This window comes from Phaeobacter sp. JH20_29 (genome assembly GCF_048056175.1).
GTDB classification, from domain to species: Bacteria; Pseudomonadota; Alphaproteobacteria; order Rhodobacterales; family Rhodobacteraceae; genus Phaeobacter; species Phaeobacter bryozoorum.
This window is the reverse complement of record NZ_JAYMWO010000009.1, coordinates 1-13493: the sequence shown is the minus strand read 5'-3', so window position 1 is coordinate 13493 and position 13493 is coordinate 1. Positions and strand designations below refer to the sequence as shown.

At 62.8% G+C, this 13493-nt stretch carries 9 protein-coding genes; 7 read left to right on the top strand and 2 right to left on the bottom strand.

Annotated elements, in window-relative coordinates; genetic code table 11:
• Positions 1-299 precede the first annotated feature (299 nt).
• On the bottom strand, positions 300-2171 hold the full coding sequence (locus tag VWZ85_RS06185) for a methyl-accepting chemotaxis protein (protein WP_416537602.1): 1872 nt from the start codon (positions 2169-2171) through the stop codon (positions 300-302).
• 1029 nt (positions 2172-3200) lie between these two features.
• Between VWZ85_RS06185 and VWZ85_RS06180 the strand changes: the two genes are divergently transcribed.
• The 5 genes from VWZ85_RS06180 (at position 3201) to fdhF (ending at position 9535) form a co-directional block, all read left to right on the top strand.
• Complete coding sequence (locus VWZ85_RS06180) at positions 3201-3743, top strand: winged helix DNA-binding protein (protein ID WP_340547264.1); 543 nt, start codon at positions 3201-3203, stop codon at positions 3741-3743.
• A 196-nt stretch (positions 3744-3939) separates the two neighbouring features.
• Complete coding sequence (locus VWZ85_RS06175; RefSeq protein WP_340547263.1) at positions 3940-4836, top strand: LysR family transcriptional regulator; 897 nt, start codon at positions 3940-3942, stop codon at positions 4834-4836.
• 51 nt (positions 4837-4887) lie between these two features.
• On the top strand, positions 4888-6618 hold the full coding sequence (locus tag VWZ85_RS06170) for an NAD(P)H-dependent oxidoreductase subunit E (protein WP_416587439.1): 1731 nt from the start codon (positions 4888-4890) through the stop codon (positions 6616-6618).
• Position 6619: 1 nt separating this feature from the next.
• Complete coding sequence (locus VWZ85_RS06165; RefSeq protein ID WP_416595438.1) at positions 6620-6757, top strand: hypothetical protein; 138 nt, start codon at positions 6620-6622, stop codon at positions 6755-6757.
• Between the two features lie 3 nt (positions 6758-6760).
• Positions 6761-9535 carry a formate dehydrogenase subunit alpha gene (fdhF, locus tag VWZ85_RS06160; RefSeq protein WP_416587438.1) on the top strand — a complete coding sequence of 925 codons (2775 nt, stop codon included), beginning with the start codon at positions 6761-6763 and terminating at the stop codon, positions 9533-9535.
• Positions 9536-9798: 263 nt separating this feature from the next.
• Here fdhF and VWZ85_RS06155 read toward each other — a convergent pair whose 3' ends face one another.
• Positions 9799-10173 (bottom strand): DUF1330 domain-containing protein, encoded by a 375-nt coding sequence (locus tag VWZ85_RS06155; protein WP_416587436.1) that lies wholly within the window; start codon positions 10171-10173, stop codon positions 9799-9801.
• Between the two features lie 2 nt (positions 10174-10175).
• Between VWZ85_RS06155 and VWZ85_RS06150 the strand changes: the two genes are divergently transcribed.
• Both VWZ85_RS06150 and VWZ85_RS06145 read left to right on the top strand, forming a co-directional pair.
• A complete protein-coding gene (locus tag VWZ85_RS06150; protein ID WP_416587434.1) occupies positions 10176-11051 on the top strand; it encodes a LysR family transcriptional regulator in 876 nt (291 codons plus the stop codon).
• 203 nt (positions 11052-11254) lie between these two features.
• Positions 11255-13312, top strand: a complete 2058-nt coding sequence (locus tag VWZ85_RS06145) for an FAD-dependent oxidoreductase (RefSeq protein WP_416587433.1) — start codon at positions 11255-11257, stop codon at positions 13310-13312.
• Positions 13313-13493: the final 181 nt, after the last annotated feature.

Genomic DNA, 13493 nt, shown 5'->3' with positions numbered 1-13493 from the left:
GATTTGAGATTCCCTGTATTGTCGTCGATTTCGCGCCCCGCTCGGCTCCGGTCTGGCTGCGGTGATATCAGCTGCCAGAGCCTCAGGTCTGCCAGAGCCTTGGACCTGCCAGAGCCTTGGACCTGACAGAGAACTGAGCGGCGATGGTGCTTCCCGGATACTCGCGACAGGGTTCTGTCATCCGGGGCAGGGGACGCGCGGGGGAAGGGACTGGGCCATGTATAAGGGGGGCAAGCAGATATGAAAAAGGCGCGCCGGATCTGGCGCGCCTTTTCGCTATTGGGTGTGGCCGGGGGAGATCAGAAATCTTCCCAGCCGACGGCGGCCTTTGTCGGGCTGGCATCGAAAAAGTCATCATCGCCATGCGCCGATGGGGCCGGGTTGTGCTCAGCCGCGGGTTTCGGCGCGGCGGCTGGCCGGGCCGGGGCCGGGGCTGGTGCGCTGGGCGCCACGGAGACAACGTTATTGTCCGTTTTGCGGGTCTTGAACACCGAGACCTGGCGGGCCAGCTCATTGGCATCATTGCGCAGGATCTGGCTGGCGGCGGTTGATTCCTCAACCATGGCGGCATTGTGCTGGGTCACCTGATCGAGCTGTGTCACGCCGGTATTGATTTCGCCCAGCGTGGTCGATTGCTCCTGCGCGCCGGTTGCAATGCCGCTGACATGGCCCGAGATGGTGGCGACGCGTTCGATGATCTGTTTCAGCTCCTCGCCCGCGCGGCCAACCAGATCGACACCTTCGCCGACGTGGCCGGTGCTTTCGCTGATCAGCGCCTTGATCTCTTGCGCGGCATCCGAGGAGCGCTGGGCCAGGGCGCGCACTTCGGAGGCGACAACCGCAAAACCACGGCCGGCTTCGCCTGCACGGGCGGCCTCGACCCCTGCGTTCAGCGCCAGCAGATTGGTCTGGAAGGAGATATCGTCGATGACCGAGATGATCTGGGAGATCTTCTCCGATGATTGCTCGATCTTGGACATGGCGTCGACGGCGCGGGTGACGACCTGGCCGCTGTTGACGGCGGTCTCCTTGGCCTCCGATACGATGCCCTCCACTTCGCGGGCGCCATCGGCTGCGGATTTCACGCTGACGGTGAGCTGCTCCATGGCGGCGGCGGTCTCCTCAAGCGTGGCCGCCTGGCTCTCGGTGCGCTGGGAGAGATCGCTGGAGGATTGGCTGATCTCTTCGGCGCTGGCACGGATGCGCGATGAGTTGTCGATCACCGCGTCGATAATGCCGACCATCTTGTCGACGGTCTTGTTGAAGTTCTGGCGCAGGCTTTCGTAATCGGCGGAGAATTCATCGTCGATGGTCTGCGACAGATCCCCCTCCGAGAGCGCGTGCAGCCCGTCATTCAGGCGATCCACCACAACCCGTTGCGCCGCCTGGTCGGCACGGCGCTGATCTTCCACGGTTCTGGCGGCGGACAGCTGCGATTTCAGCGCCTCGATATGGCGGGCGATCAGGCCGATTTCGTCGCCCCGTGCCTGATGTTCGGTGTCGTGATCATAATCGCCCTCGGCCAAGCGGTTGATTGCGGTGGCAACATCGCCCAGCGGGCGCGACATCATGGAGCGCAGGGCAAACATCGACAAGCCCAGCATCACCACAAAGGCGCCACCGGCGAGAATGAAGGAGAGCAGCTGGTTCGGCGCCACCTCGGCAAAGGCGACATCCGGGCTCCAGACCATCCCGACCGCGCCGACAACCACCGTCCCCTCGGCACCGGCGGTGGCGGGTGCGGCGACGAGATAGCCGTTTTCGCTATACTCCATCTGATTGTTTTCCATCGCTTTTTGGGCGACGAGGGTCAGTTCGGCAATTTCAGCCTCGGTTGCGGTGCCGGTGGAGGCAACCGTCTTGCCCTTGCCATTGATGGCGATCCCGTGGCTGGACCGACCGTTCGACAGCTCGATCAGGGATTGCAGGTCGCTTTCAAGACGTTCGGTATCACCAAAGCGGATTGCACCGCCGCTGCGCGCGGCCACGGTTACGGTCACGCCTTCGGCCAGTGTCTGTACGCCACTATCCACAGCTTCACCGAGGATTTTCTGGTTTTCCCAAGTCAGAAACAGGGTCACCACGAGGGTGGACGCCGCGATGAGAAGGCTGCATTTGGCAAAGACAGACAGCCTGTTCATGACGGAACGCGCAGGATTTCGGAATTTCATTTCAGCACCTTTCAATTGCCATTGCGCGGAACGGACGCGCTGGCGGAATTTGTGTCGGATTCAGTACCGACAGCCCCCTGGACACAGCCGCAAGCTTCGGCTGCGTCGTTTCGCGAATTGGTTGACCGGAACGGGCAAACCGAGAGAACCATGCCCGATTGGGGGCGGTGACATGGTGAACATACTGTGGCGTCGGACCAAAGATTGGCGGACGCCGGTCATCAGCAGGCGCGCAATTGCGCTGCCCCAATCTTGATACCGAGCTGAAAGAGCAGGTCTGGTTGCCTGCGGGTGCCGCAACAGCGGGCGTACCGCGACATGAGTCTTCGGCTGATATGGGCGCTGGCAGTTGGCCCCTGTCGAAATCTCCGGTCGCCACGCAACGATCAGGCGTGCGGCAGCGCAACCGGTGATGGTCACCATCACGGCCAATGCCTGCGCGACAACCAACATGAGGTCCGCCCGTCGTTCCAAGCTCTGCTCCTTCTCACAACATGTGCCTGTGCACATCGTCGGCGGGTAGCATAGCCCTGAGGACTTACCGGTGAATTAATAGGCACATCCGCAATGAGCGCAGGCTGAGGCGGGCGAATTTCAGGCGCGATCGGTGGGCAGGCGGGCCCGCGCCCGCTGCGCAAAGTGATGATTAAGCTGCCATTTTATTGCGAACAGGCGGGTGGCCTGCCGGGTGGGCTGCGCCCCCGCATGAGTCTGGCCTGTGGGCGCGTTTTCACGGAAATAATATGATTCAGGGCGCCTTTGGCGTGAAATTTTATCTATATTCTTAAAAATAATGCGTAACTAAAGTTTATCTTGCTTTTTAAATTCCGCTGATTCTCCAACCCCTTGGATAAATTCGCCGAGTTTGGCCCCATTTTCTGCTGCACGGACGGGTTGAAACCTAACGCCAGATACTTACTAAGGAGCGTGGTGACGGGTTTGGGGAACGAATGCGCGTGAAACACCTTGACAGCAGGTTTCGCCGCCACCGGAGGCTTATTTATGCCGCTGAACCAAGGAGACTATTTGTTGGATATCTATTCCGGATCACCCAAGACTGAGACCGCGAATGCGGTGGATCAGACTTTTGATAATGGTGCCGAAGATGATCTGAGCGATTTCGAGTTTGCACTGATGAGAACATTCGAGGGGTTTGCGCGTTGGCAATCCGAATGTCTTGGGCTTGTGTCGGATCTGTCCGCCTCGGGTCCCGAAATCACTCTGATGAACGTTATCCGCATGAACGACAGGCCCAAGACGATCAAGGAGCTTGCGCGGGTCACCAATCGGGATGACATTCCGAATATCCAGTATTCACTGCGCAAGCTGGCTTCGGCCGGGTTGATCCGCAAGACCGGATCGGGGCGTGGCGGGGTGACCTATTCCGCAACGGAGGAGGGGCTGGGGATCACCGCAGCCTATGATGTGCAGCGTCGCAACCTGTTGCTGCAGGCGCTGTCGCAGGTGCCGGGCGTTGAAAACCGTATCGGTGAGGCAACGCGGGTGCTGAATATTCTGACCGGGATCTATGATGGCATCGCCCGGTCGGCGACGGCACAGCGGCAGGCCTGAGGCCTGCTCTGATCGGGGGCGGTAGCGGGGCGCATGAGTGCGGCCTCCATCGCCCCCTAATATATATGGTGCAGGCTGCCCAGCCTGCTGGCCTGCGCCAAAACTGCCGCTCTCGTGCTGGCAACCGATGGCGCGACCCGCTGTGAATGGTGTATGACCGACAGCGGCGCCCCGGCAGTAGCAAGGAAAACGAGCGGTGATCGAACTCAAGGATCTCAGGTTGCTGAGCGCTTTGGCGCGTCACCGCCATTTTGCCAAGGCCGCGCAGGACTGCGGCATGTCGCAGCCGGCGTTTTCAATGCGGATCCGCAATCTGGAAGAGCGCCTGGGCGTGTCCATCGTGCGCCGGGGCAATCGGTTTCAGGGGCTGACGGAAGAGGGTCTGATGATCGTGCGCCGGGCCCGCTCGATCCTGGATGAGGCCAAGGCGCTGGAGCAGGAGGTGGCCGCCGCACGTGGCGAGGTCACCGGCACGCTGGTGCTGGGGGTGGTGCCCACCGCAACAGCCTATGCCGCGCAGATGGTGGACCGGCTGCATCTCACCCACCCACGGGTTCTGGCCCGGATCGAGGTGCTGAGCTCGCTGGTGATCCAGCAGCGCCTGTTTGACGGGACAATTGATGCAGGCGTCACCTATCACGACAGCCTGGGTCCCGATCAGGTGACCATCCAGCCGCTATATGAGGAGACTTATGTTCTGGTCGCCCCCGAGGCGATGGTGGTGGATCGTGGACATGGCGCGGACAGTATTTCCTGGGCCGAGGCAGCAGAGCTGCCGCTCAGCCTGCTGGAGCCGCAGATGCAGAATCGCCGGATTCTGGACCGGATCTTCGCCGATCAGGGGCTGCGGCCGCAGGTGCGTTCGGATTCCAGCGGGTTCATGTCGGCGATTGTGATGGCGCGGGCGGGCTCGGTTGCCACGATCCTACCGGAAGCCCTGATGGATGCGCTGGGGCCGCTGTCCGGCGCCAGGGTGCTGCGGCTGGTCGATCCGACGCCGAGCAGGCCTATTTGTATGGTCACATTGGACCGCCAGCCCGAACTGACGACGGTGAAGGCGATGAAGGGCGTGGTTGACGATTTCAAGCAATAAGCGTTCGTTATCGTACCTTTGAATTTTCCGATTTGACGATAGGCTTCTTCAATGGAATGCCGCCTTATCTGGCATCGCGAAGTGGAGGTCATCGTGGCACCTTTGGACAATAGCAAGGGCGTTTGGAAATCTGGCAAAGGCAAGGGGCGCAAAACGCCCAAGGGCCGACAGCTGGATGATCAGGCGCATAGCGAGGTTCTGGACCTGCTTGGCGATCGGCCCCGCAACCGGGATCTCCTGATCGAGTTCCTGCATCTCATTCAGGACAAATACGGCTGCCTCAGCGCGGCGCATATCCGGGCGCTGGCCGAGGAGATGCGCACCGGTCAGGCGGAGATCTATGAGGTCGCCACTTTCTACGCCCATTTCGATGTGGTGAAGGAAGGCGAGACCCCGCCGCCGGCGCTGACCATCCGGGTGTGTGACTCGCTCTCCTGCGAGCTGGCCGGGGCAGAAGCGCTGAAGAAGGCGCTGGAAGATGGGCTGGATGCCTCTCAGGTCCGCGTGCTGCGCGCACCCTGCATGGGCCGCTGCGATACGGCGCCGGTGCTGGAAATCGGCCACAACCACATCGACCACGCTACGGTTGAGAAGGTGGAAGCGGCGATTGCGGCAGATGATACCCATGCACACGTGCCCGAGTATGAAACCTTTGCCGCTTATGAGGCGGATGGCGGCTATGCCACGCTGAAAGACCTGCGCGCAAATGGCGACTGGGAAGCGGTTCAGGCCAAGGTCAAAGAAGCCGGTCTGCGCGGTCTGGGCGGCGCTGGCTTCCCGTCCGGAACCAAATGGGGCTTTGTGCGCGCCAACGAAGGCCCGCGTTACCTTGCCGTGAACGGCGACGAGGGTGAACCGGGCACCTTCAAGGATCGCTACTACCTTGAGCGCACGCCGCATGTCTTCCTTGAGGGGATGCTGATTGCCGCCTGGGCGGTCGAAGCCGAGAAAGCCTTTATCTATATGCGCGACGAATATCCGGCGGTGCTGGAAATTCTGCGCCGGGAGATCAAGGCGCTGGAAGACGCTGGCATCGTCGAAGAAGGCTACATCGACCTGCGCCGCGGGGCAGGGGCCTATATCTGCGGCGAAGAAAGCGCGATGATTGAATCGATCGAAGGCAAGCGCGGCGAGCCGCGCCACCGTCCGCCGTTTGTGGCGCAGGTGGGTGTCTTTGGTCGTCCGACCCTCGTGCACAACGTGGAAACCCTCTACTGGGTCGCCAAGATCAACCGCGAAGGCCCGGAATGCCTGAACTCAATTGAGAAGAACGGCCGCAAGGGGCTGCGCAGCTATTCGGTCTCGGGCCGGGTGAAGAATCCGGGCGTGCATCTGCTGCCTGCCGGTTCCACCATCACCGACATCATCGAGGCCTGCGGCGGTATGCTGGATGGCCACGCCTTCAAGGCCTATCAGCCGGGCGGCCCCTCCTCGGGCCTGCTGCCTGCGTCGATGAATGATATCCCGCTCGATTTCGACACGTTGCAGCCGCATGGCACCTTCATCGGGTCCGCCGCCGTGGTGGTGCTGTCCGATCAGGACTCGGCCCGTGACGCGGCGCTGAACATGCTGCGCTTTTTCGAAGACGAAAGCTGCGGCCAGTGCACCCCCTGCCGGGTGGGCTGTGAGAAAGCCGTCAAGCTGATGAGCGAGAAGAAATGGGATCAGGGCCTCTTGGAAGAGCTGAGCACCGCAATGGTCGATGCTTCGATCTGCGGTCTGGGTCAGGCCGCACCCAACCCGATCCGCCTGACCATGAAACATTTTCCGGATGAGGTCTGAGATGTACGGCGCTATTGAGATCCTCCACCCGGCGGGCACCGCCGGGCAGCGCCCGACCCGCCCCCATGGGCGGGCGCTTCACGCCCACCCCGGGACGGGCGCTGCCCTCCGCGTGACACTTCAGATGGATGAGGTCTGAGCCATGAGCGATAAAGTCACTTTCACACTCGATGGCGAGCAGGTCACGGCAGAGAAGGGCCTGACCATTTGGGAAGTCGCCAACGGCCGCGGGCTGAAGATCCCGCATCTGTGCCACAAGCCGCAGCCCGGCTACCGCCCGGACGGCAACTGCCGTGCCTGCATGGTCGAGATCGAGGGCGAGCGCACGCTGGCCGCCTCCTGTATCCGCGAACCTGCCGAGGGCATGGTGGTCACCACCAACAACGCGCGCGCTGAAAACGCCCGCAAGATGGTGATGGAACTGCTGATCGCGGACCAGCCGAAGCAGGAAGAGGCGCGCGATAAGTCCTCGCATCTGTGGGATATGGCGGAGCTGAACGGGGTTTCAGAGTCGCGTTTCCCCAAGCTGGAAAAGAACCGAATCCCGCTGCTGGATGACAGCCATGTGGCGATGAAGGTCAATCTGGACGCCTGTATTTCCTGTAACCTCTGTGTGCGGGCCTGCCGCGAGGTGCAGGTCAACGACGTGATCGGCATGGCCGGCCGCGGACATGACGCCTACCCGGTGTTCGATCTGGCGGATCCGATGGGGCAGTCCTCCTGCGTGGCCTGCGGTGAATGCGTGCAGGCGTGCCCGACCGGCGCGCTGATGCCCGCGACCGTGATGGATGACCAGCAGGTCGGCGACAGCAAGGATTATGATACCGAGACCGAAAGCGTCTGCCCGTTCTGCGGTGTCGGCTGCAAGGTCTCGCTCAAGGTCAAGGACGGCAAGGTCAAATATGTCGATGGCATCAATGGCCCCGCAAACGAAGGCCGCCTGTGCGTCAAGGGCCGCTTTGGTTTTGACTACATCCACCACCCGCACCGCCTGACCAAGCCGCTGATCCGCCGCGACGACGCGCCGGCCAAGGGCCTGAACGTCGATCCCGGCAATCTCTCGACCCATTTCCGCGAAGCCTCCTGGGAAGAGGCGATGGATCTGGCCGCCAAGAGCCTGATGCGCCTGCGCGATGAGAACCCGAAATCGGTTGCGGGCTTCGGCTCGGCGAAATGCACCAATGAAGAGGCGTACCTCTTCCAGAAGTTCATCCGTCAGGGCTTCAAGCACAACAACGTCGACCACTGCACCCGTCTGTGCCACGCGTCCTCCGTTGCGGCGCTGATCGAAAACGTGGGCTCCGGTGCTGTGACCGCGACCTTCAACGAGATTGAGAACGCCGACGTGGCCATTGTGATCGGCTCCAACCCGATCGAGAACCACCCGGTGGCGGCGACCTACTTCAAGCAGTTCACCAAGCGCGGCGGCAAGCTGATCGTGATGGATCCGCGCGGCGTTGGCCTGCGCCGGTTTGCGACCGAAATGGTGCAGTTCCGCCCCGGCGCGGACGTGTCGATGCTGAACGCGATCATGAATGTGATCGTCGAGGAAGAGCTCTACGACAGTCAGTACATCCACCGCTGGACCGAGAACTGGGAGGCCGAGAAAGAGCATCTGAAGCAGTTCACGCCCGAGAAAATGTCGGAGATCTGCGGCATCAGCCCCGATCAGCTGCGCCGTGTTGCCCGGATCTTTGCCGGTGGGAATGCGGGTCTGATTTTCTGGGGTATGGGGATTTCCCAGCACATCCACGGGACAGATAACTCGCGCTGCCTGATCTCATTGGCGCTGATGACTGGCAACGTGGGCAAACCGGGCGCAGGTCTGCACCCGCTGCGCGGCCAGAACAACGTGCAGGGCGCGTCTGATGCGGGCCTGATCCCGATGTTCCTGCCGGACTATCAGACCGTGACGTCGGATGATGTCCGCAAGAGCTTCACCGATGTCTGGGGCGGCGGCGACTTCTCGAACGAGAAGGGCCTGACCGTGACCGAGATCGTGGACCAGGCCTATGCTGGCAACATCAAGGGCATGTACATCCAGGGCGAAAACCCGGCGATGTCCGACCCGGATGCGGATCACGCGCGTGACGCCTTTGCCAAGCTGGAGCTGATGATCGTTCAGGACATTTTCCTGACCGAGACGGCAAACTATGCCGACATCATCCTGCCGGCCTCGGCGCTCTATGAGAAGAACGGCACCGTGTCGAACACCAACCGCCAGGTGCAGCGTGTGCGCCCCGCCGTTCCGCCTCCGGGCGAGGCGCGCGAGGACTGGCAGGTGACTGTTGAGCTTGCGCAGCGCATCGGCCTGCCGTGGGACTACAAGGATGTCAGCGAAGTCTTTGCCGAGATGAAGCTGAACATGAAGTCACTCAACAACATCACCTGGGAGCGGCTGGAAACCGAGACCATCACCTATCCGTCGCTGCATGAGACCGACCCCGGTCAGGCGATTGTGTTCGGCGACGGCTTCCCGCGCCCCGAGGGCCGCGCCCGCTTTACCCCGGCATCGGTGATCCCGCCGGATGAGGCGCCGGATGCGGAGTACCCGATGATCATGACCACCGGCCGCCAGCTGGAGCATTGGCATACCGGGTCGATGACCCGTCGTTCCAAGGTGCTGGATGCGGTGGAGCCGGAGGCGAACTGCTCGCTCAACCCGCGCACGCTGAAGCTGATGGGCGTCGAGCCGGGCGAGATGGTCCGCCTCACGACCCGCCGCGGTTCGATCGAGATCATGGCGCGCGCCGACCGGGCCATTGCCGAGGATATGGTGTTTGTGCCGTTCGCCTATGTGGAGGCGGCTGCCAATATCCTGACCAACCCGGCGCTGGACCCCTATGGCAAAATCCCCGAGTTCAAGTTCTCGGCGGTGAAGGTCGAAAAGATCGAAGGACAGATCGCAGCCGAGTGATCCGGCAGGTCGTCTGGCGAAGATCAAAGCGGGCGCGGAACCTAAGGGTTCCGCGCCCGTTGTCTTCGGTGGCGCCGCGCTGGCGCCCGGCGCGGGCGTGGCCCGTTGCAGCGTTGGAAACAAAGACGAACCGTGTCGGGCGCATGAGATACAGCCGGGCGCGACCTGCGCCGGGCCCAATGGGCGCGGCGCCTGACCCAACGGGAGGTGGGGGCTCCGCCGCCAGCCGACGGGCGGGAGCGTTTGTGAGAGAGGAGTAGCGGTCAGGCCAAAAGCGTGATCGCGCTCCTGCCGGCGGCTTGTCGCAGCGCGTGGACGTCCTGCAGCTCGGGGTCGTTGATCCAGCCCTTGGCGGCCTCTGGACTGGAAAACTGGAGGATCACCCCGATGCCGGTGGCATCGCGCGTGCCTTCGATCACGGTCTGCTGCGGGGTTGAGACCAGCACTTTGGCGCCGTGTTTCTGCAAGGCGGCGCCTGCTTTTTCACGATATGCCGCCATAGTCTCGGGGTCGTGCAGGAGGAGGTTTACGTAGACATAGGCCATCTGTTGTCCTTTCACTGTTGATGGCGTCTTGATGCCGGGAAGCGTGCCGCGAGAAAACACATGCAATCGTGTGCCGCCCATGCGAAAACGCATGTATGCAGATCAACTGGGATGACATGCGGACCATTCTGGCGCTGGTGCGGGCCGGATCCCTGGCCGGGGCCGCGCAGGCGCTGTCCGTCAGCTACACCACCGTGGCGCGCCGTGTGCAGCGGGCCGAGGACATGCTGGGGCGGCCGCTGTTCGAGCGTCGGCCCGAAGGCTATCTGGCCACCGCCGAGGCGGAAGAGCTGGCCGCGGCAGCGCGGCGGATGGAGCAGGCCGAGCAATCGGCCCTGCGCAACCTGTCGGGCCGCGATCAGAGCCTTTCGGGTGAGCTGGTGCTGACGGCGCCACAGCTGCTGATCCAGAGCCATCTCGCGCCATTTCTGGCGCAGTTCTGCGCGGACCACCCGGAGGTCGAGCTGACGGTTCGCGCGACCAATGATGTGCTGGACCTGACCCGGCGCGAGGCGGATCTGGCGATCCGGATCAGCCGGACGCCGGGCGACAGCCTGGTGGGGCTGCATCTGGCCGATCAGAAAACCGCCTGCGTCGCGCGGCGGGATCTGGTGGCGCGGGCTTTGGCGGATCCCGCTGCGCCCTTGGACTGGGTGATCTACAGCGGCTATGACGCGCCGCCAAAGGCCGCGCTGCACCATTATCCGAACCATCGGATCCGGGCGCGGTTTGACGATATGACTTCGCTGATCGCGGCGGCAAAGGCGGGGCTGGGCGCGGTCAGGATGCCGATCTATCTGGCGCGCAGTGATCCGGATCTGGAGCCGCTGCCGGGGGTTGCGCCGCAGGATTACGCGCCGATCTGGGTGCTGAGCCATCCGGACCTGCTGACCTCTGCCAAGGTGCGCGCGTTCAAGACCGCGCTAAAAGGCTTCTTCCGCAGCCGTGCCGGGGAGTTCACCGCCTTTTAGCGCAGGCGCCGGGTGGCGGCTCTCACTCTCGGTCACGAGACCCGCCGGTCACCCCTGACCGGTCACCATCGGCGCTACCGTGTCGTGCGGGGCTCTTGACAGGGTCGGAAATTGACCTGACACATATGTCCAGAGCTGTGATCTTGTCGGCGGATCCCGCGCGCCCTCGCTTTGGTGGTCCGCGCCATTTGCAGGAGCCTGTCATGTCCAACGATCCCTTGTTGCAGCCCTATCAGCTGAAACATCTGACACTGCGCAATCGGATCATGACCACCAGTCATGAACCGGCCTATCCCGAGGACGGCATGCCAAAGGAGCGCTATGCGGCCTATCACGCCGAACGGGCCAAGGCGGGCGTGGCATTGGCGATGACGGCAGGCTCCGCGGCGGTATCCCGTGACAGCCCGCCGGTGTTTAACAATATCCTCGCCTATAAGGATGAGGTGGTGCCCTGGATCCGCAACCTGACCGACCAGCTGCATGAGCATGGTTGCGCGGCGATGATCCAGCTGACCCATCTGGGACGCCGCACCGGTTGGGACAAGGGCGACTGGCTGCCCTCGATCAGCTCGTCGCGCCACCGCGAACCTGCACACCGCGCCTTTCCGAAGCTGGCGGAGGATTGGGACATCACCCGCGTCATCGCCGATTTCGCCGATGCTGCGGAGCGGATGCAGGCCGGGGGCATGGATGGGATCGAGTTGCAGGTCTATGGCCATCTTCTGGATCAGTTCTGGTCGCCGCTGACCAATGATCTGGACGGGCCATATGGCGGCCAGACGCTCGACAGTCGGATGGCGCTGCCGATGGCGGTGCTGGGGGCGGTCCGTGAGCGGGTGGGGGATGAGTTCATCGTTGGTCTGCGGTATACGGCGGATGAGGCGGCGGCAGGCGGCATCTCGCCCGACGAGGGGCTGGAGATGTCCAGACGCTTGGCCGCCAGCGGCATGGTGGATTTCCTGAATGTGATCCGGGGCCGCATCCATACGGATCCGGCAATGACCGATGTGATCCCGGTGCAGGGGATGCCGTCTGCGCCGCATCTGGATTTTGCCGGTGCGGTCCGGCAGGCGACGGGCCTGCCCACCTTTCATGCCGCCCGCATCCCCGATGTGGCCACCGCCCGCCATGCGATTGCCGGGGGGCTTCTTGATATGGTGGGGATGACCCGCGCCCATATGGCCGATCCCCATATCGTGCAGAAGATCAGGGAGGGGCGCGAGGAGGACATCCGCCCCTGTGTTGGCGCGACCTATTGTCTGGACAGGATCTATCAGGCGGGAGAGGCGCTGTGCATTCACAACGCCGCAACCGGGCGTGAGCTGACGATGCCACATGTGATCACCCGCGCCGCAGAGCCCAAACAGGTGGTGATTGTCGGCGCTGGCCCCGGCGGGCTGGAGGCCGCGCGCGTTGCCGCAGAGCGCGGCCATGCGGTCACCGTATTTGAGGCAGCCTCCGATCCCGGCGGTCAAATTCGCCTGACCGCACAGAACCCGCGCCGCCGCGAGATGATGGGCATCATCGACTGGCGCATGGCGCAATGTGCCGCACGGGATGTGCAGTTTCGATTCAACACCTGGGCCGAGGCGCAGGATGTGATCGGGCTTGCGCCGGATGTGGTGATCGTGGCCACCGGTGGCCTGCCGAATATGCAGCTGTTCGAGGCGGGCGAGGAGGCGGCGCATGTTGTCTCGGCCTGGGATATCATTTCGGGGGATGTTAAGCCGGGCGGCTCGGTGCTGATATATGACGAAAGCGGCGATCACCCCGCGCTTCAGGCGGCCGAGGTTGCGGCCCAGGCGGGCGCCACGGTTGAGGTGATGACCCCGGACCGGGTCTTTGCCCCCAATGTGATGGCGATGAACCTTGTCCCTTATATGCGCAGCCTGCAGGACCGGGATGTGACCTTCACCGTGGCGCGGCGCCTGCTGGAGGTCCGCAAGGAAGGCAACCGGCTTCTGGCGGTGCTGGGGACGGATTACAGCGGCCATCGCTCCAGCAAGCTCTATGATCAGGTTGTGCTCAACTACGGCACGCTGCCGCTGGACGATCTCTATTTCGACCTGAAGCCGCATAGTCTGAATGGCGGGCAGGTCGATTACGACGCCCTGATCGCCGGGAGGCCGCAGCCGCACGGGCGCGCGGCCAAAGCAGCGGGGCAGGGGGGCTTTCAGCTGTTTCGGATCGGCGATGCGGTTTCGGCCCGCAACACCCATGCGGCGATCTATGACGCCCTGCGCCTGATGAAGGATATCTGACCGTCTGAGGTTGACGGTGTTAGGTGTGATTCACGGGTTTTGGGTGTTCTGGGGTGTGGATATGTTTGGTGAGTCTGTGGGTAAGTGGCTTATGGGGGTTTCTGTGGATGTGGTCTGGCGGTTTTCTGCGGGATTTCGGGTCAGGTCTGCTGACTTTGTTTCCATGTAAGCCATTGTAAAT